Origin of the sequence: Streptomyces sp. STR69 (assembly GCF_024519455.1) — a bacterium.
Lineage (GTDB): Bacteria > Actinomycetota > Actinomycetes > Streptomycetales > Streptomycetaceae > Streptomyces.
In genome coordinates this window covers 15,755-32,835 of the sequence record NZ_JALJRY010000009.1, presented here as the reverse complement: position 1 = coordinate 32,835, position 17,081 = coordinate 15,755, and the positions used below count along the sequence as shown (strand labels likewise).

Sequence of the window (17,081 nt, the reverse complement as noted above, 5' to 3'; positions counted from 1 at the left end):
AGCCTACGGAACCCTTGGGCAGGGGTGACGCCCCTGGGCTTCAGCGCATCCGGATGCCGTGCCGCTCCAAGAACGCGACCAGCCCCTCCGGATCCGCCACCTCCAGGTTGTTCCGGAATCGGCCGCGCTCCCAGGAGACGTCCGTCTCGCCGTGCACGCTGCCGCTCCCGATGAACTCGGCCTCGGCGTCGAGCAGCGCGATGGTCACGCTGCCGTGGCAGCGGCAGATGTCGTTCGCGAACTCACCGGTCGTGGTGAGAGCCCGCAGTTCCGCGACGTCCTCGGGGTCGAACACCTCGCCGCAGATCCTGCGTCCGGCGAGCGGTCCGCTGTAGTCGCCGCCTTCGAGGACGACCGCGGCCTCCGTGCGCCCCCAGACCTCGTCGAGCCAGTCCCGGATCTCCGGGCCGTTCGCCCTGTTCCTCCGCTCCGGCCCGTTCATCGTCCCGGCCGCACCGACAGGTCGTTGACCTCCGCGTCCGCCGGGAGGTCGATGGCCATGAGGATCGTCGTCGCGACCGACTCGGGGTCGATCCACTGGGCGGGGTCGTACTCCTTGCCCTCCTGCTGGTGGACCTTGGCCTGCATGGGGCTGGCGGTGCGGCCGGGGTAGACCGAGGTGACGCGGACGCCGTTGGGGTGTTCCTCGTGGCGCAAGGCGTCCGCCAGGGCCTTCAGGCCGTGCTTGGAGGCGGCGTACGCGGACCAGTCGGCGCTCGCCCGCAGTCCCGCGCCGGAGTTGACGAAGAGCACATGGCCGCCGGACACCCGGAGTTGGGGCAGGAAGTGCCGGGTCAGTTCGGCGGGGGCGACGAGGTTGACGTTGAGCTGGTGGTGCCAGGTCTTCGGGGTCAGGTCGCCCACCGGGCCCAGGTCGACCACCCCCGCGATGTGCAGGAGCGTGTCCACCCGGTCGGGGAGGCTCTGGTGGGAGAACGCCCAGCTGAGCCGGTCCGGGGCGGCGAGGTCGCCCACCAGGGTGCTCGCTCCGGGATAGCTCGCCGCCAGTTCCTTCGCCCGGCCCGCGTCGCGCGCGTGCAGCACGAGGTCGTCCCCGCGCGCGTGCAGTCGGCGGGCGACGGCCGCGCCGATGCCGGAACCGGCCCCGGTGATCACATGTGTAGCCATGCCCGCCATGCTCGCATCAGTGGATGCCCAGAGACTCCTCCAGGTAGGCCAGTGCCTCCACCGGCTCCTCCGCGAAGAACACCAGGTCGGTGAGCGGGACGGGCAGGAACCCCTCGTCCTCCATGCGCCGGAACTGGGTCTTCAGGCCGTCGTAGAAGCCCGCGGTGTTGAGCAGGACGACCGGCTTGGCGGTGTGGCCGTGCTTCTTCAGCTCCAGGATCTCCGTCGCCTCGTCCAGCGTGCCGGTGCCGCCCACCATGATCACCACGCCGTCGGCCTTCTCCAGGAGCAGCCTCTTGCTCCCCCACTGCCTAAAAGGCGTGGGGGGACCCCCAGGCAAGGTCGGCCGCGATCACCATCTCGTCGGCGCCCGGGCGGGTCTTCGCCGCCAGGAAGGTCACCGAGACACCCACCAGCCGTCCACCGGCGGCCTGTACGCCGTCCGCGACCACCTTCATCAGCCCGACGTCCGAGCCGCCCCACACGAGCGTGTGCCCGCCTTTGCCGAGCAGTTCCGCGAACTCCCGCGCGGGGCGCGTGTAGCGCTCGTCCAGGTCGGCGGCGGAGAGAAAGACACAGATCTTCATATCCGTCACCGTACGCGGGAAGAACCGAGGGCCCGCGAGTGCTTTTCCGGTATGGCTGACGGACACACGATCACGATCGAGCAGGGCGACCGGCGGGTACGCGTCGTCCACGGCGACCAGGTGCTGGCGGAGAGCGACCGGCCCCTCGTCCTGAAGGAGACCGGCTGTCCCGTGCGCTACTACCTCCCCCCGGAGGACGTACGCCTGGACCTCCTGACCCCCTCCGAGACCCACACCCACTGCCCCTTCAAGGGCGACGCGTCCTACTGGTCACTGCCGGACGCGACCGACCTGGTGTGGGCGTACCCCGACCCCAAGCCGGACGTGGCGCAGATCAAGGACCACCTGTGCTTCTACGAAGTAGAAGTGCTGTGAGCAGAAGTGCCGTGAGCGATTGATCGTGTCCCCTCCGGGGCAGCCCGGAGGGTCACGCCATCGCCGTCGCCGCCCGCGTGGTCGTGGCGATCGTCGCCGATCCCACCACGCGCGTGTCGTCGTAGAGCACGATCGCCTGCCCGGGGGCCACACCGCGTACCGGCTCGGTGAACGTCACCTCCAGGATGCCGTCGACGAGTTCGGCGGTGACCTCGGTCTCGCCGCCGTGGGCGCGGAGCTGGGCGGTGTAGATGCCGGGGCCGGAGGGCGCTGTGCCGCACCAGCGCGGCTTGACGGCCGTGAGGCCGCTGACGTCCAGGGAGGCGGCCGGGCCGACCGTCACCGTGTTGTCGACCGGGGAGATGTCCAGGACGTAGCGCGGCTTGCCGTCGGCGGCCGGGGTGCCGATGCGCAGGCCCTTGCGCTGGCCGATGGTGAAGCCGTACGCACCCTCGTGCGAGCCGACGACCGTGCCGGACTCGTCGACGATGTCGCCCTCGGCCTTGCCCAGGCGGCCTGCGAGGAAGCCCTGGGTGTCGCCGTCGGCGATGAAGCAGATGTCGTGCGAGTCGGGCTTCTTGGCGACGGCGAGGCCGCGGCGCTCGGCCTCCGCGCGGATCTCGTCCTTCGTCGTGACGGTGTCGCCGAGCGGGAACAGGGCGTGCGCGAGCTGCCGCTCGTCCAGGACGCCGAGGACGTAGGACTGGTCCTTGGCCATGTCGGAGGCGCGGTGCAGTTCGCGGGTGCCGTCCTCGTTGACGATCACCTGGGCGTAGTGGCCGGTGCAGACCGCGTCGAAGCCGAGGGCGAGGGCCTTGTCGAGGAGCGCGGCGAACTTGATCTTCTCGTTGCAGCGCAGGCAGGGGTTCGGGGTGCGGCCGGCCTCGTACTCGGCGACGAAGTCCTCGACGACGTCCTCGCGGAAGCGGTCGGCGAGGTCCCAGACGTAGAACGGGATGCCGATGACGTCGGCGGCGCGGCGGGCGTCCCGTGAGTCCTCGATGGTGCAACAGCCACGCGCGCCCGTGCGGAACGATTGCGGGTTCGCGGAGAGCGCGAGGTGGACGCCGGTCACGTCGTGGCCGGCTTCGGCGGCGCGGGCGGCGGCGACGGCGGAGTCCACGCCGCCGGACATGGCGGCGAGTACGCGGAGGGGGCGGGGGCGCTGCGAGGTCTCAGTCATAACCCTTCCAGGGTACGGGTCGGCGGGAACCGGGACCCGCGAGTATCCGTTGAAGATCGCATGGGGGAGACACAGGGCGGGCCCACGGGGACACCGCGAGGGGTCACGGGCCGGCGGGCGCTGCTGATCGGCGGTGCCGTGGCCGCCGTGGGGACGGCGGCGCTGGCGCGGGACGAGTTGGCGCGGCTGTGGTGGCGGCTGCCCGGGGTGGAGAAGCCGCGGGTGGCGGGCGCGGTGGACTTCCGGGGCGCGCAGTGGGTGTCGGCGTCCCCGGCGAACTACCGGCGGGCGGACCGGCCGGACGACTACGGGATAGACATGGTGGTCATCCATGTCACCCAGGGCGGTTTCCGCAGCGCGGTGAAGGTCTTCCAGGACCCGGCGCACAGGGCGGCGGCGCACTACATCGTGCGCAAGGACGGGCACATCACGCAGATGGTCCGCGAGCTGGACGTGGCCTTCCACGCGGGCAACCGGGAGTACAACGAACACAGTGTCGGCATCGAGCACGAGGGCTTCGTGGAGCAGGCGTCGTCCTTCACCGACGCGATGTACGCGGCCTCCGCGCGGCTGACGGCCGGGATATGCCGGCGCTACGGAATCCCGGTCGACCGGAAGCACGTCATCGGGCACGTGGAGGTGCCGGGGACCGATCACACGGACCCCGGTCGGTACTGGGACTGGGACCGGTACATGGCGCTCGTAAGGCAGGCACACCGGACGCAAGCGTGACCCTGGTCACACTCGGGTTTGGCTATGAGTTGCTTCCGTGACGGTGGTGTCCAATGCGTCCCCTGCTCCGGAGGTGACCTGCGGTACGTCAACTCGGCGTCTCGTCAAGGGGAGTTGGAGCATGATCGCGCACTCCCACCTTCACAGTTTGCCCCGCTGGCTACTAAAAGCTCCCCAGTCTTTACACAGTCCTTAGGTCAAATCTCTGCCGCATGACACACACCAGCGAGCCCGCGTCCGGAGAGAACGGCAGGGGCAACCACCGCAAGAGCACAGCCGAGAAGCGCGAGCACAGCAAGGCCGGTGCGGCCCGGGGCAAGGGTCTGCACCGGCGCAAGTTCCTCGGCGGAATGGCCGGGGCCGGCATCGCGGCGGTGGCCGCCGCCGGAGGTGCCTTCTCCCTGCTGAACGACGCGGCGAAGAACAAGGCGTCCGCCGCGGACAGCACCCTCACCATCCCCGACCTCCTGGAGGGCACCACCTCGGACAGCACCACCACGTTCACCCTGGAGGCCAAGACCGGCACCGCCGAAGTGCTGAGCGGGGTCACCAGCGACACCATGGGCTACAACCAGTCGTTCCTCGGCCCCACCATGAAGTGGACCAACGGCGACACGGTCCTGCTGAACATCACCAACAGCCTGGGCGAGGACACCACCGTCCACTTCCACGGCGCCCACGTTCCGGCCAAGATGGACGGCGGCCCCCAGGTCGCCTTCGCCGACGGCGAGACCTGGGCCCCGACGTTCACCGTCGACGACTCCGCGAAGACCCTCTGGTACCACCCGCACGCGCTGGGCACCACGGCCAAGCAGGCGGTGCACGGGCTGGCCGGGATGATCATCGTCGAGGACGACTCGACCGCCTCGTCGGACCTGCCCAGCGACTACGGCGTGGACGACGTCCCGCTCATCTTCCAGTGCCTCGCCACCGACAGCGCCGGGGACATCAAGTACGACCTGGCGGGCTACCTCGAAAGCGACCTCAGCTACCCGTTGCTGCTGAACGGCACGAACGTCGACTCCGCCTCGCTCAGCTTCACGGCCACCAAGACCCGCACCCGATTCCGGGTGCTGAACGCCTCCCCCTCGGACATCATCACCATCCAGCGCAGCGACAGCGGGACGCTCTCCCAGATCGCCACCGACCAGGGCTATCTGACCGAGGCGACCGATGTCACGTCCATCCGGCTGGTGGCCGGCGCCCGCGCCGAGTTCGTGATGGACCTGAGCGCGGACGCCACGCTCCAGGCCGTCGTCACCACCGGCTGGGTCCGCGGCGGCAGCGGCACCTACGACGTCCTCGCCGTCACCGCCAGCGGCACCGACACCCCCGACGACCTCCCCAGCACCCTCAACACCATCGACCGGTACGACACGAGCGACTTCACGGCCCGCACCATCACACTCGGCCAGGACGGCACGACCATGCTGATCAACGGCTCGGCCGGCACCAGCATGGACTCCATGGCGATGATCAGCACCACGCTGGGCTCCCAGGAGATCTGGACGATCACCAACAGCACCCAGCTGGAACACTCGTTCCATCTGCACGACGTGCCATATCAGCTGATATCAGTCAACGGCGAGGATCCCACCGGGGTCCAGCTCGGCTGGTACGACACCTATGAGGTGGTCGGCGGCGGCTCGATCGAGATCGCCATGGAGTTCACGGACTTCTCCGACGACACCTACATGTACATGCTCCACTGCCATCTCCTGCAGCACGAGGACGAAGGCATGATGGCCGGCCTCATGGTGACGGGCGACGATACGAGCACCACCACCGACACCGACGACTCCACGGCCACGGCCAGTGCGAGCGCCTCCGCGAGCGCCAGTGCCTCAGCGACCGCGACGGACGACTCGACCGCCACGGCGACCGCGAGCGCCAGCGCCAGCGCGACGGACGACTAGTTCGACGGGGAGCGAGGCTTCCCCTCTGTCCGGGGTCGCCCTCCCCCGTGGACGCCGGACACGTTGCACCGGGGAGAGTCGGCGGACTCTCCCCGGTTCTTCGCATGTGCGGGTCGTGTCAGGTCAGCCCGGCGACACGGGCCCGTTCCACCGCCGGAGCGATCGCCTTCACGACGGCCTCCGTGGAGGTGGAGCACTCGATGCCCTGGGCGTCCAGCAGGAGCAGCAGGGAGTCGCCCTCGCAGCCGGGGAACATGAAGTGGGCGCCAGTGGCAGAGGTGCCGGGGACCGACCACACGGCCCCCGGGCGGTACTGGACTGGGACCGGTACATGGCACTCGTAAGGCGGGCACACCGGACAGGGGCATGACCCAGGTCACATTCGACTTTGGCTATGAGTCGTTTCAGTAACGGCGGTGTCCAATGCGTCCCCTGGTCAGGAGGTGACCTGCGGCACGTCAACTCGTCTTACCTGTAAGGGCAGTTGGAGAGAGACCGTGCAGTCTTATCTTTCACAGCTTGCCTTGCCTGCTGCTAACTACCACTCAGTTTTTACACAGCCCTTAGGTCAAATCTCCGCTGCATGACACACACCAGCGAGCCCGCGTCCGCGTCCGCGTCCGACGAAACGAGAGACGCCAAGGGCAACCACCGCAAATCCGCCGCTGAGAAGCGCGAGCACAGCAAGGCCGGCGTGGCCCGGGGCGGCAAGGGTCTGCACCGGCGCAAGTTCCTCGGCGGAATGGCCGGGGCCGGCATCGCGGCGGTGGCCGCCGCCGGAGGTGCCTTCTCCCTGCTGAACGACGCGGCGAAGAACAAGGCGTCCGCCGCCGACTCCACCCTCACCATCCCGGATCTGCTGGAGGGCACCACCTCCAGCGGCGTCACCACCTTCACGCTGGAGGCCAAGTCCGGCACCCACGAGGTGATCTCGGGCGTCACCAGCACCACGATGGGCTACAACCAGGACTTCCTGGGCCCGACCATGAAGTGGACCAACGGCGACGTGGTCCTCCTCAACATCACCAACGACATCGGTGAGGACACGACGGTCCACTTCCACGGCGCCCACGTCCCGGCCAAGATGGACGGCGGCCCGCAGGTCGCGTTCGCCGACGGCGAGACCTGGTCCCCCACGTTCACGGTCAAGGACCCGGCCACCACGCTCTGGTACCACCCGCACGCCCTGGGCACCACCGCCAAGCAGGCCGTGCACGGCCTGGCCGGGATGATCATCGTCGAGGACTCCTCGGACGCGTCGGCCGCGCTGCCCAGCGACTACGGCGTGGACGACATCCCGCTCATCTTCCAGTCCCTCGCCGTGGACACCGCCGGAGACATCAAGTACGACGCGGCCGGCTACCGGCTGAGCACGACGACCTTCCCCCTGCTGGTCAACGGGACCAACGTGGACTCCACCACGCTCGGTTTCACCGCCACCAAGACCCGGACCCGGTTCCGCGCGCTGAACGCCTCGCCGTCCGACATCATCACCATCCAGCGCAGCGACGGCGGCACCCTCACGCAGATCACCACCGACCAGGGCTATCTAGCCGAGGCCGCCGAGGTGACCACGATCCGCCTGGTGGCCGGCGCCCGCGCCGAGTTCACGATGGACCTCACCGCGGACGCCACCCTCCAGGCCGTGATCACCACCGGCTGGATCCGCGGCGGCAGCGGCACCTACGACTTCCTCGCGATCACGGCCAGCGGCTCCGACACCCCGGCCGACCTGCCCAGCACCCTCAACACCATCGACCGGTACGACACGAGCGACTTCACCGCCAGGACGATCACGCTGAGCCAGAGCGGCGCCACCATGCTGATCAACGGTTCGGCGGGCACGAGCATGGCCGCGATGGCGATGATCAGTACGACGGTCGGCGCCAAGGAGATCTGGACGATCCAGAACGCCACCCAGCTGGAACACTCGTTCCACCTGCACGACGTGCCGTATCAGCTGATCTCCATCAACGGCGAGGATCCGACTGGGGTCCAACTCGGCTGGTACGACACCTACGAAGTGGTCGGCGGCGGTTCGATCAAGATCGCCATGGAGTTCACCGACTTCTCCGACGACACCTATATGTACATGCTCCACTGTCACCTGCTGCAGCACGAGGACGAGGGCATGATGGCCTCCCTCATGGTGACGGAGGCCTAGCCGGAGCGGTTCTCTCAGGTCAGCCCGGCGGCGCGTGCCCGTTCCACCGCCGGGCCGATCGCCTTCGCCACGGCCTCCACGTCGGCCTCCGTCGAGGTGTGGCCGAGGGAGAAGCGCAGGGTGCCACGGGCCAGGTCCGGATCGGTCCCGGTGGCGAGCAGGACATGGCTGGGCTGGGCGACGCCCGCGGTGCAGGCCGAGCCGGTGGAGCACTCGATGCCCTGGGCGTCCAGCAGGAGCAGCAGGGAGTCGCCCTCGCAGCCGGGGAACGTGAAGTGGGCGTTGGCCGGCAGCCGGTCCACCGGGTCCCCGCCGAGGATCGCGTCCGGGACCGCCGTACGGACGGCGGTGACGAGGTCGTCGCGGAGGGCGCCGATCTCGCGGGCGAACCACTCGCGCTGTTCGGCGGCGAGGCGGCCGGCGACCGCGAAGGCGGCGATCGCGGGGACGTCGAGGGTGCCGGAGCGGACATGGCGTTCCTGGCCGCCGCCGTGCAGGACGGGTACGGGGGTGTACTCGCGGCCCAGCAGCAGGGCACCGATGCCGTACGGTCCCCCGATCTTGTGGCCGGAGACCGTCATCGCGGCGAGCCCGGAGGCGGCGAAGTCGACCGGCACCTGGCCGAAGGCCTGCACCGCGTCGGCGTGCAGCGGGATGCCGAACTCCCCTGCCACATCGGCGAGTTCACGCACCGGCAGGACCGTACCGATCTCGTTGTTGGCCCACATCACGGTGGCCAGGGCGACATCGTCCGGGTTGCGGGCGATGGCCTCGCGCAGCACCTCGGGGTGGACACGGCCGTAGGAGTCGACCGGGAGGTACTCGACGGTGGCGCCCTCGTGTTCACCCAGCCAGTGGACGGCGTCCAGGACGGCGTGGTGCTCGACGGGGCTGGCCAGCACCCGGGTGCGGGCCGGGTCGGCGTCGCGGCGGGACCAGTACAGGCCCTTCACCGCGAGGTTGTCGGCCTCGGTGCCGCCGGAGGTGAACACCACCTCGCTGGGGCGGGCGCCGAGCGCTTCGGCGAGGGTCTCCCGGGCCTCTTCGACCGTACGGCGGGCTCTGCGGCCGGAAGCGTGGAGGGAGGAGGCGTTGCCCGTGATGCTCAGGTGGGCCGTCATCGCCTCGACTGCCTCGGGAAGCATCGGGGTGGTCGCGGCGTGGTCGAGGTATGCCATGGTGCCGCCGATTCTACGGTCCCCGGCGGGCACCCCGGAGGGGTGGGCAGGTCTAGAAGCTCCAGGAGACCGTGCTGTCCAGCTGCATGAAGGCGACGAGGACCAGCAGATCGGCGATGCCGAGTCCGAGGCCGAGGAGGGCCCGGCCGCGACGGGCGGTGCCGCGCCACAGGGCCACGCCGGCCAGGGCGATGGCGATGGGGCCGAGGAAGACGTTGAGGACGAGCAGGCCGACAAGGCCGAGGATGAAGGACGCGACGGCCATGCCGTCGGCGTCACGGCGGCCGGTGGCCTTGAAATCGGTGGTGGTGCTGGTTGCCGGTGCGGTGAGTTGCATGGTGGTTCGGCTCCCGAGGATCGGGTGGGCGGACAGCGGATGGGTGGCGGTCAGTTGGTGGACGTACGGCTCCGGCGGCCGTGCCGCTCGCGGAGCGCGAAGATGCCCAGCCATACGGCGATGACGGTGGCGGCGACGGCGGTGAAGGCGAACGACGCGTGGGCCACGGTGCCCATCACGACGCCGAACAGCAGGAGCGCTGCGACGAGGACCAGCATGGGATGAATCCCCCTCCGAGATGACTCGAGAAGACTCTCGTTACGTTTCGGTGAACGGTTGTAGTAACACTTGTTCACTGACTTTGAGTCTAGCGTCTCCGGCGGCTTTTCAATTCCGGAGAACAGTTGTTAACTGGATGACATGAGTCACACCCTCGGCATCCGGCAGGTACAGAAGCAGAAGACCCGACAGGCGTTGCTGGACGCCGCGTTGGGGCTGCTGGAGGAGCAGAGCCTGAGCAGCCTGGGCCTGCGCGAGGTCACCCGCGCCGTCGGGGTGGCGCCGACCGCCTTCTACCGGCACTTCCGCTCCACGGCCGACCTCGGGGTGGCGCTCGTCGAGGAGGCGCTCGGCAGCCTGCACCCGATGATCCGGCAGACGGTGGCGACGGCGGAGGACAGCGACCAACGCATCGCGCGCGCCGTCCAGTTGATCGCCGACCATGTGGACACCTATCCGGCCCACGTCCGCTTCCTCGCCCGCGAGCGGCACGGCGGGGTCCAGCCGGTGCGGGAGGCCATCCGGGACCAACTCGCCCGGTTCGCCGAGGAGGTGAAGGCGGAACTCGCCAAGGACCCGGAGTCCGGCGGCTGGGACGACTCCGACCTGATGATGCTGGCCCACCTCTACGTCGACCAGATGCTCATCACGGCCTCGCTCTTCATGGAGGCGCGGGAGACCTCGGACGAGGAGCGCGACCGGGTGACTCGACTCGCCACCCGCCAGATGCGGTTGATCAGCGTCGGCCGCCGGCACTGGCTCGGCTGAGCGGTACACGCCGCGGACATACGACAGGGGCGGCGCGCCCGGTGTTCGAGTGCGCCGCCCCTGTCGTACGGAGCGCGGTCAGCCCTGCTGCGGGGCCCCGCTCATCTGGCCGCCGCCCGGGCCGCCGCCGCACCCGCCACCAGGGCCGCCGCCCTGGCCGCCGCCACCGGGACCACCGGACGGCATGCCGGAGGCGTTGCCGGTCGGCATGCCCGTCGGCCGGCCCGAGGCCGCGGCGCCCGTGGGCGCACCGGAGGGGGCACCGCTGGGCCGTGCCGTGGCGTTGCCGGTCGGCGCGGAACAGGACTGTGTGGAGCCGGAGTTGGCGCTGCCGGAGGACGACGAGGAGTCGCTCGACCCGCAGGCCGCGAGGGCCAGGGGCGAGAGCGCCAGCAGGGCCACTGCGGGAAGGAGACGCGCACGCTTCATGAGAAACAGCTCCAAAAACGATGAGGATGCCTTGTGGCGGGAACTCAATCAACGCCGTTTAGGGCTTCCTTGTCCGCGCCCTGTCCTCACCCTGTGCACCAAGTAAAGGGCAGCCCAAGAGACCTCTCTGACCTGCGAGTTCACGAAGACAGCCTGCCTACTCGCTGGTACAGCTCCGTGACAGAAGCCGCCGCCGCGGCCACTTCCGCGCGTACCTCCGGCGGCGATACGACCTCCAACGCGTCGGCGAACTGCAGCAGTTGACGCGCCTCGTGGACGACACCGTAGGACAGCCGGACCGTCACCCACTCGTTCTCCCCCTCGTCGTCGGGGAGTTCGGCCAGCGAGGAGGCGTTGAGGCGCAGGAACATGTCGAGGCGGGAGCGGCGGACCCGGACGGTGACGTCGAGTCCGCCGGGGCGTTCCTCCACCTGACGGCGCAACTCCTCCCAGGCGTCGGCGAGTTCGACGCCGGGGCGGCGCTTCACCGGGTCGGGCAGGAGGGCGGCCGAGTGCACGCGGTCGGCGCGGAAGAGGCGGGGGCTCGCACGGCGGTCGGCGATCAGGTACCAGACGCCCGCCTTGGAGACCAGGCCGTAGGGGTCGACGGTGTACGTGCTCGGCTCCTTCGCGCCGCTGTGCCGATAGCGCAGCCGCAGCCGCCGGTCGGTGAAGACCGCGTCCTGCAACACGTCCAGATCCACGGCGGGTTGGGGCCCGCCTTTCCAACGGGTGGCGTCGACGAGGATGCGCCGGGAGGTCACCTCGGCGGCCGGGCGGTACGGCGCCGGCAGCGCGGCCATCACCTTGCGCAGCGCTGAACCGAGGGCGGCGTCGAGACCGAGCGCCGCGTGGGCGCCCTGCGCGGCGAGGATGAACAGGGCGCGCGACTCGTCGGCGGTCAGTCCCGTGACGTCGGTGCGGAACCCGGCGAGCAGCTCGATCCCGCCGTGCCGCCCGCGCTCGGCATAGACCGGCACCCCGGAGGCGGACAGCGCCTCGACGTCCCGGTAGATGGTCCGCACCGACACCTCGAGCCGGTCGGCGAGTTCGTGCGCGGGGACGCGGCCCCGGGTCTGCAGGAGCAGCAGGATCGAGAGGAGTCGGTCGGCCTTCACTCCCCCAGGATCCGCCGCCCGGAAAGCCGACGCAAATGTTGACGGAAACTGTCAGGTTATGGGTCCAGCATCGGCGTCATGAACACAGACACCACGGACCCCCGCCCCGTCTACACCCGCGCCACCGAGCAGGTCGCCGCGCTGATCAGGACGGTACGACCGGAGCAGCTCGCCGGTCCCACCCCGTGCACGGAGTTCGACGTACGGACCCTGCTGAGCCATCTCGTCGGCGGCACCCTGCGCATCGCGACGGTCGGCGAGGGCGGCGACGGCATGGCCGTACACCCCTTCGTGGACGGAGTCGCCGACGAGGGCTGGCCGGCCGCGTACGACGAGGCCCGCGTCCGCGTCCGCAACGCCTGGGCGGACGACGCCCGGCTGGACGCGCTGGTCCGGGTCCCGTGGGGCGAGGCACCGGGCCGGGCGGCCCTCTCCGGCTACGTCATGGAGAACGTCACCCACACCTGGGACCTCTCCGAGGCCCTGGGCCACCCCCTCGAACTCGACCCGGAACTGGCCGAGTTCGCGCTCACGATCGCCCGCCGGGTCCTGCCGGACGAACAACGGGACGCGGACACCCCCTTCGCCTCGGCGCAGCCCGCACCCGAAAAGGCGGACGCCTACGGCCAGTTGGCGGCCTGGCTGGGACGGAAGCCGGTCGGCTGAGTCGGGCGGGGACGCGAACCCCTGAGCTCAGCCAAGTCTCGCCCGCGCCAACTGCCGTGACTGGGCCACCAGTCGGTCCGCGCTGTCCCAGACCTCCGCGTCCTCCTCCAGGAAGCCGCCGGCCAGGTTGCGGGTGGTGATCGAGATGCGGAGGGGGCCCGGGGCCGGGCGGGAGCGGACGTGGACCGTGAGTTCGACCGTGGGGACCCAGCCCTTGAGGCCGATCTCGAACGCGGTCGGGGGCAGCGCGTCCACCGCGAGGAGGAGCGAGAGGGGGTCCGCGTCGCGGCCGTCCGCGAGGCCGAACCAGGAGCGCATCTCGCCCTTGCCGGAGGGGGCGCCCAGGGCCCAGCCGAGGGTGGACGGGTCCAGCTTGAGCATCAGGCGGTCGGTGATCGCCGAGCTGCCGGGGACGGGGGCAGGACCGTCCTCGGGGCCGAAGCACTGGTCCATGGGCGGGAACGCGGGCGGCTTCGCCGTCGTGCGGACGTCGTCCGGGAGCGCGTCCAGGTCGCCGTAGGAGGCGAGGACGCGGATGCGTTCGACCTCGCGGCCCTCGTCGTCGTACTGGAAGAGGGAGGCCTGGCCGGTGGAGAGGGTGCGGCCGGTGCGGACCACGTCCGTGCGGATGACCGCCGGGCCCGGTTGGGACGCCGTGAGGTAGTGCGCGGAGATCGTGAACGGGTCGGTGTGCGGGAGCGCGTCCGCGAGGGCTCGGCCGAGGACGGCGAGGAGATAGCCGCCGTTGACGGCGTTGATGATCGTCCAGCCGGCCGAGAGGTCGATGTCGTAGACGCCCGGGGCGCGACGGGTGACCGCCGTGTCGCGGTCGAACTCGCTGTCACCGATCACGGCCCGCGTGGCCGTCGGTGCGGAAGCTGCTTCTCGCATGGATGAACCGTACAACAGTTGATTACTAAGCGGTAGCTTTGGTGTTGCGGCCATATGAAACTACCGCCGGTCGGGTGAGCGCCCGGCAATTTCTTGGTAAGTGTCCGTACTCGTCCGTGACCCACGGCCCGTGATCCCCCTCTTTGGGGACATGAGCCTCACCGGGACTCCGTTCCTCTACACCGCCGTCGTGCTGACGATCGTCGCCCTCATACTGCCGCTCGTGCTGTGGTCGCGGCTGCGCGGCCCCAAGGCCGTACGCGTGGCGGCCCGGGCCCTGATGCTGCTGTTCGCGCAGGCCACGGCCGTCACCCTGGTCTTCGTGATGGTCAACAACCAGAACAACCTGTACGACAACTGGGCCGACCTCCTCGGCACCGGCAACCACGTCCAGCAGGCCGCCGACCTCGGCAAGAACGGCACCGGCAACATCTCGCTGAACCGGCTGCCCAAGGTCAAGCAGGACTTCTCCCCCGCCACCGGTCCCGGTATGAGCTCCGCCGGCCAGGTGGAGGTCACCCAGCTCAAGGGCCGGGTGTCGGGCGTGAACGCCGAGGTCTACGTCTGGACCCCGCCGCAGTACAAGGAAGCGGCCTACCGCCACAAGAAGTTCCCCGTCGTGGAACTGCTGCCGGGCTGGCCCGGCTCCGCCAAGGCCTGGTTCGGGTCGATGCACGTGACCCAGCAGCTGGAGCCGCTGATGAGGAGCGGGCGGATCGCGCCCTTCATCCTGGTCGCGCCGCGCTACAACCTGCTGGCCGGCGTGGACACCGGGTGCGCCAACATCCCCGGCACGGTCAACGCCGACACCTGGCTCAGCGTCGACGTACCGAAGATGGTCACGGACAACTTCCGCGCCCAGCCCGCGCCCAAGGGCTGGGGGGTCGCCGGTTACTCGGCCGGCGCGCACTGCGCGGTCAAGCTCGCCGTCGCCCACCCCGACCGCTACCAGGCCGCGGTGAGCATGTCCGGCTACAACGACCCGATCGGCGAACGCAACTCGCTGGCCGCGCAGAGCGTGGCCCTGCGGGAGGCGAACAACCCCTACCTGCTGCTCAAGAAGGCGGCCACGCCGCCGCCGATCACGATGTACCTGTCCGGCGAGTCCGGCGACGGCTACCAGGCGGGCGTGGCCCTCGAACAGATCGCGAAGGCGCCGACGAGCGTGCACGTGGTGTTCCTGCCGCGCAGCGACGGCGGGCACACCATGGCGCTGTGGCGGCCCCAGGTGAAGACCGTGTTCCGCTGGCTGACCCTGGAGTTGGGCCAGAACCACCCGAGGATCACGAAGTCGACGTCGGATCCTCGCGGGCGTTCGACCTCCGGTTCCACGCACGCGGAGCTCGCCAGTGGAACCGCATCGCGAGCAGGCGCAACACGAAAGCGGTGACGATCGCGAGCCCACTGGTGAGGGGGGTCAGCGCGTCGTAGTGGATGCACAGCACGGAGATGGTGGCGCCGACGATCGCCGGGACCGCGTACAGGTCGCGGTCCCAGCGGAGCAGGGACGGGGTCTCGTTGGCGAGGACGTCCCGCAGTACACCGCCGCCGACGGCGGTGGCGAGACCGAGGGCGGCCGAGGAGGTGAGGCTGAGCCCGTAGTCGTACGCCTTCACCGTGCCCGAGACACAGAACAGGCCGAGTCCTGCCGCGTCGAAGACGTTGACGCCGGCCTGGATGCGCTCCACGTGCGGATGGAGGAAGAAGACGAGGAGCGCGGCGAAGAGCGGGGTGATGAAGTACCCCAGGTCCGTGAAGGCGGCCGGGGGTACCGCACCGATCATGAGGTCCCGGAACAGCCCTCCGCCCAGCGCGGTGACCTCGGCGAGCACGGCGATGCCGAACACGTCGAAGTTCTTGCGGACGGCCAGCAGCGCGCCGGAGATGGCGAACACGAAGATGCCGACGAGGTCGAGCGTGTGCTGGACGGAGGGGCTGAACAGTTGCTGAAGCACACCGCATTGTTACCCGTGGGTCGTCACAGGGTGGGCTTGCCTGTCGTGTAGAGCCAGGTCTGGAACAGGTCGTCGAGCTGCTGGCCGCTGATCTTCTCGGCGAGCTCGATGAACTGCTCGGTGCTCACGTTGCCGTAGCGGTGCAGCTTCGTCCAGGTCGGCAGGAGCTTGAAGAACGCGGTGTCGCCGATGCGTTCGCGGAGCATCTGGAGGGTCATCGCGCCGCGCTGGTAGACGGCGGAGGCGAACATCGTGTCGCGCTGCGGGTCCGCCACGACGGTCTGCCAGAAGGCGCTGTCGGCGGGGCGGGCGTTGTAGCCGGCCAGGAACGAGTCGTGGGCGGTGCGGGTGCCCTGGTGCTCGGCCCACAGCCACTGGGCGTAGGTCGCGAAGCCCTCGTTGAGCCAGATGTCCTTCCAGTGCGCGACCGACACCGAGTCGCCGAACCACTGGTGGGCCAGCTCGTGCACGATCGTCGTCTCGTTGCGCACGGCGGAGTAGGCGGGCTTGCTCTGCACCTCCAGCGAGAACCCGGCCTCCGGCATGTCGTCGACGATCGCGCCGGTCTCCTCGAAGGGGTACGGCCCGAAGACCTGCGACCAGTAGTCGGTGGCGGCGGCCGTCACGGCGTACACGTCGACGCTGTTGCTGTTGGCGAGGACCGGGTCGATGGCGACGTAGATCGGGGTGCCGCCCGCGGTCGTCCCCGTCTTGACGTCGAACTTCCCGATGGTGGCGGTGGCGAGATAGGTCGCCATCGGCTTGCTCTCGCGCCAGTGGGTGTACGTCGAGTCGCCCTTGTCGTACGTCGAGACGAGGCGGCCGTTGGAGACTCCGGTGAGGCCCTTGGGGGCCTTGATGCGGATGTCGTAGGTGGCTTTGTCGGACGGGTGGTCGCTGGAGGGGAACCAGGTGGAGGCGGCGTTGGGTTCGCAGGCGACGAAGACTCCGTCGGCGGTCTTCATCCAGCCGTAGTCGGAGCCGAACACGATGGGTCCGTTGAGGGGTTCGGGCACCCCGCCGTAGGTGACGGCGACCGTGAAGTCCTTGCCCTTGCGGAGGAAGTCCCGTGGCGTGATGCGCAGTTCGTCGCCGGTGCGGGTGAACTGGGCCCGTCTGCCGTTCACTTCGACCTTGGTGACCTCAAGTTTCTGCAGGTCCAGGTCGAAGGAGGAGAGGTTCTGGGTGGCGCGGGCGGTGAGGGTCGTACGGCCGTCGAGGCGGTCGGTGTCGGGGTTGTAGGCCACGTCGAGGGCGTAGTGGCGGGCGTCGAAGCCGCCGTTGCCGAGCTGGGGGAAGTAGGTGTCACCGATTCCGTCGGCGCCGGGAGTGGGGGCGGAGGAGGCGGCTATGACAAGAAAAGAGGCCGCCGCGGTCGCGAGGGCCCCTAAACGTGCCGAACGGGAGAGTGCCATGAGTCGTCCCTTCGGGTGCG

18 protein-coding genes and 2 pseudogenes are annotated in these 17,081 nt (G+C 69.6%); 7 read left to right on the top strand and 13 right to left on the bottom strand.

Annotated features, from left to right (window positions below; genetic code table 11):
- Window positions 1-40 precede the first annotated feature (40 nt).
- The 3 genes and pseudogenes from OC490_RS18240 to OC490_RS18230 all read right to left on the bottom strand — a co-directional run bounded on the left by OC490_RS18240 (window position 41) and on the right by OC490_RS18230 (window position 1,715).
- On the bottom strand, window positions 41-442 hold the full coding sequence (locus tag OC490_RS18240) for a hypothetical protein (RefSeq protein WP_262059025.1): 402 nt from the start codon (window positions 440-442) through the stop codon (window positions 41-43).
- On the bottom strand, window positions 439-1,137 hold the full coding sequence (locus tag OC490_RS18235; protein WP_262059024.1) for an SDR family oxidoreductase: 699 nt from the start codon (window positions 1,135-1,137) through the stop codon (window positions 439-441). The genes OC490_RS18240 and OC490_RS18235 overlap by 4 nt, the downstream gene beginning before the upstream one ends.
- 7 nt (window positions 1,138-1,144) lie before the next feature.
- A pseudogene (locus tag OC490_RS18230) lies at window positions 1,145-1,715 on the bottom strand (TIGR00730 family Rossman fold protein).
- 51 nt (window positions 1,716-1,766) lie between these two features.
- Here OC490_RS18230 and OC490_RS18225 point away from each other — a divergent pair.
- Window positions 1,767-2,090: a DUF427 domain-containing protein gene (locus OC490_RS18225; protein WP_019068638.1), complete on the top strand. Its 324-nt coding sequence runs from the start codon at window positions 1,767-1,769 to the stop codon at window positions 2,088-2,090.
- A 52-nt stretch (window positions 2,091-2,142) separates the two neighbouring features.
- Here OC490_RS18225 and mnmA read toward each other — a convergent pair whose 3' ends face one another.
- Window positions 2,143-3,273: a tRNA 2-thiouridine(34) synthase MnmA gene (mnmA, locus tag OC490_RS18220; RefSeq protein WP_262059023.1), complete on the bottom strand. Its 1,131-nt coding sequence runs from the start codon at window positions 3,271-3,273 to the stop codon at window positions 2,143-2,145.
- 60 nt (window positions 3,274-3,333) lie between these two features.
- Here mnmA and OC490_RS18215 point away from each other — a divergent pair, with 60 nt between their 5' ends.
- Both OC490_RS18215 and OC490_RS18210 read left to right on the top strand, forming a co-directional pair.
- Window positions 3,334-4,005, top strand: coding sequence for an N-acetylmuramoyl-L-alanine amidase (locus OC490_RS18215; RefSeq protein ID WP_262059022.1), 672 nt, complete (start codon window positions 3,334-3,336; stop codon window positions 4,003-4,005).
- A gap of 212 nt (window positions 4,006-4,217) precedes the next feature.
- Window positions 4,218-5,921 (top strand): multicopper oxidase family protein, encoded by a 1,704-nt coding sequence (locus OC490_RS18210; RefSeq protein ID WP_262059021.1) that lies wholly within the window; start codon window positions 4,218-4,220, stop codon window positions 5,919-5,921.
- 118 nt (window positions 5,922-6,039) lie between these two features.
- Here the strand turns inward: OC490_RS18210 and OC490_RS18205 are convergent.
- Window positions 6,040-6,204: pseudogene (locus OC490_RS18205) on the bottom strand (cysteine desulfurase NifS); the annotation flags it as partial.
- Between the two features lie 300 nt (window positions 6,205-6,504).
- Between OC490_RS18205 and OC490_RS18200 the strand changes: the two are divergent.
- On the top strand, window positions 6,505-8,085 hold the full coding sequence (locus OC490_RS18200) for a multicopper oxidase family protein (RefSeq protein ID WP_262059020.1): 1,581 nt from the start codon (window positions 6,505-6,507) through the stop codon (window positions 8,083-8,085).
- A gap of 14 nt (window positions 8,086-8,099) precedes the next feature.
- Here the strand turns inward: OC490_RS18200 and OC490_RS18195 are convergent, their stop codons facing one another.
- From OC490_RS18195 to OC490_RS18185, 3 genes are read right to left on the bottom strand one after another with little or no spacing between them, the layout of a single operon-like run.
- Window positions 8,100-9,263, bottom strand: coding sequence for a cysteine desulfurase family protein (locus OC490_RS18195; protein ID WP_262059019.1), 1,164 nt, complete (start codon window positions 9,261-9,263; stop codon window positions 8,100-8,102).
- Window positions 9,264-9,315: 52 nt separating this feature from the next.
- The gene (locus tag OC490_RS18190; RefSeq protein WP_262059018.1) at window positions 9,316-9,600 is read right to left on the bottom strand and encodes a DUF4190 domain-containing protein; all 285 of its coding nucleotides are present in this window, start codon (window positions 9,598-9,600) and stop codon (window positions 9,316-9,318) included.
- 50 nt (window positions 9,601-9,650) lie between these two features.
- Entirely contained in the window at window positions 9,651-9,818 is a 168-nt protein-coding gene (locus OC490_RS18185; RefSeq protein WP_262059017.1) for a hypothetical protein, read from the bottom strand.
- 142 nt (window positions 9,819-9,960) lie between these two features.
- Between OC490_RS18185 and OC490_RS18180 the strand changes: the two genes are divergently transcribed.
- The gene (locus tag OC490_RS18180; protein WP_262059016.1) at window positions 9,961-10,587 is read left to right on the top strand and encodes a TetR family transcriptional regulator; all 627 of its coding nucleotides are present in this window, start codon (window positions 9,961-9,963) and stop codon (window positions 10,585-10,587) included.
- A 78-nt stretch (window positions 10,588-10,665) separates the two neighbouring features.
- On the opposite strand, the gene OC490_RS18175 is transcribed toward OC490_RS18180, so the two are convergent.
- A complete protein-coding gene (locus OC490_RS18175) occupies window positions 10,666-11,016 on the bottom strand; it encodes a hypothetical protein (RefSeq protein ID WP_262059015.1) in 351 nt (116 codons plus the stop codon).
- 140 nt (window positions 11,017-11,156) lie between these two features.
- Window positions 11,157-12,134: a helix-turn-helix transcriptional regulator gene (locus OC490_RS18170; protein WP_262059014.1), complete on the bottom strand. Its 978-nt coding sequence runs from the start codon at window positions 12,132-12,134 to the stop codon at window positions 11,157-11,159.
- 78 nt (window positions 12,135-12,212) lie between these two features.
- On the opposite strand from OC490_RS18170, the gene OC490_RS18165 reads away from it, so the two are divergent.
- On the top strand, window positions 12,213-12,800 hold the full coding sequence (locus OC490_RS18165; RefSeq protein WP_262059013.1) for a TIGR03086 family metal-binding protein: 588 nt from the start codon (window positions 12,213-12,215) through the stop codon (window positions 12,798-12,800).
- 27 nt (window positions 12,801-12,827) lie between these two features.
- Here the strand turns inward: OC490_RS18165 and OC490_RS18160 are convergent, their stop codons facing one another.
- Window positions 12,828-13,691 carry a thioesterase family protein gene (locus OC490_RS18160; RefSeq protein WP_262059012.1) on the bottom strand — a complete coding sequence of 288 codons (864 nt, stop codon included), beginning with the start codon at window positions 13,689-13,691 and terminating at the stop codon, window positions 12,828-12,830.
- A gap of 151 nt (window positions 13,692-13,842) precedes the next feature.
- Between OC490_RS18160 and OC490_RS18155 the strand changes: the two genes are divergently transcribed.
- On the top strand, window positions 13,843-15,081 hold the full coding sequence (locus OC490_RS18155) for an alpha/beta hydrolase (protein ID WP_262059241.1): 1,239 nt from the start codon (window positions 13,843-13,845) through the stop codon (window positions 15,079-15,081).
- On the opposite strand, the gene OC490_RS18150 is transcribed toward OC490_RS18155, so the two are convergent.
- Both OC490_RS18150 and OC490_RS18145 read right to left on the bottom strand, forming a co-directional pair.
- Window positions 14,975-15,646, bottom strand: coding sequence for a trimeric intracellular cation channel family protein (locus OC490_RS18150; RefSeq protein ID WP_262059011.1), 672 nt, complete (start codon window positions 15,644-15,646; stop codon window positions 14,975-14,977). The genes OC490_RS18155 and OC490_RS18150 overlap by 107 nt on opposite strands.
- Before the next feature lie 23 nt (window positions 15,647-15,669).
- Complete coding sequence (locus OC490_RS18145; RefSeq protein WP_262059010.1) at window positions 15,670-17,061, bottom strand: M1 family metallopeptidase; 1,392 nt, start codon at window positions 17,059-17,061, stop codon at window positions 15,670-15,672.
- Between the last annotated feature and the right edge of the window lie 20 nt (window positions 17,062-17,081).

Excerpts from the sequence above, each read along its gene's own strand:
- OC490_RS18200 (WP_262059020.1), top strand. The coding sequence starts at position 6,505 with ATGACACACACCAGCGAGCCCGCGTCCGCGTCCGCGTCCGACGAAACG.
- OC490_RS18210 (WP_262059021.1), top strand. The coding sequence starts at position 4,218 with ATGACACACACCAGCGAGCCCGCGTCCGGAGAGAACGGCAGGGGCAAC.
- OC490_RS18160 (WP_262059012.1), bottom strand. The coding sequence starts at position 13,691 with ATGCGAGAAGCAGCTTCCGCACCGACGGCCACGCGGGCCGTGATCGGT.
- mnmA (WP_262059023.1), bottom strand. The coding sequence starts at position 3,273 with ATGACTGAGACCTCGCAGCGCCCCCGCCCCCTCCGCGTACTCGCCGCC.
- OC490_RS18235 (WP_262059024.1), bottom strand. The coding sequence starts at position 1,137 with ATGGCGGGCATGGCTACACATGTGATCACCGGGGCCGGTTCCGGCATC.
- OC490_RS18195 (WP_262059019.1), bottom strand. The coding sequence starts at position 9,263 with ATGGCATACCTCGACCACGCCGCGACCACCCCGATGCTTCCCGAGGCA.
- OC490_RS18240 (WP_262059025.1), bottom strand. The coding sequence starts at position 442 with ATGAACGGGCCGGAGCGGAGGAACAGGGCGAACGGCCCGGAGATCCGG.
- OC490_RS18145 (WP_262059010.1), bottom strand. The coding sequence starts at position 17,061 with ATGGCACTCTCCCGTTCGGCACGTTTAGGGGCCCTCGCGACCGCGGCG.
- OC490_RS18180 (WP_262059016.1), top strand. The coding sequence starts at position 9,961 with ATGAGTCACACCCTCGGCATCCGGCAGGTACAGAAGCAGAAGACCCGA.
- OC490_RS18190 (WP_262059018.1), bottom strand. The coding sequence starts at position 9,600 with ATGCAACTCACCGCACCGGCAACCAGCACCACCACCGATTTCAAGGCC.
- OC490_RS18185 (WP_262059017.1), bottom strand. The coding sequence starts at position 9,818 with ATGCTGGTCCTCGTCGCAGCGCTCCTGCTGTTCGGCGTCGTGATGGGC.
- OC490_RS18225 (WP_019068638.1), top strand. The coding sequence starts at position 1,767 with ATGGCTGACGGACACACGATCACGATCGAGCAGGGCGACCGGCGGGTA.
- OC490_RS18155 (WP_262059241.1), top strand. The coding sequence starts at position 13,843 with ATGAGCCTCACCGGGACTCCGTTCCTCTACACCGCCGTCGTGCTGACG.
- OC490_RS18175 (WP_262059015.1), bottom strand. The coding sequence starts at position 11,016 with ATGAAGCGTGCGCGTCTCCTTCCCGCAGTGGCCCTGCTGGCGCTCTCG.
- OC490_RS18165 (WP_262059013.1), top strand. The coding sequence starts at position 12,213 with ATGAACACAGACACCACGGACCCCCGCCCCGTCTACACCCGCGCCACC.
- OC490_RS18215 (WP_262059022.1), top strand. The coding sequence starts at position 3,334 with ATGGGGGAGACACAGGGCGGGCCCACGGGGACACCGCGAGGGGTCACG.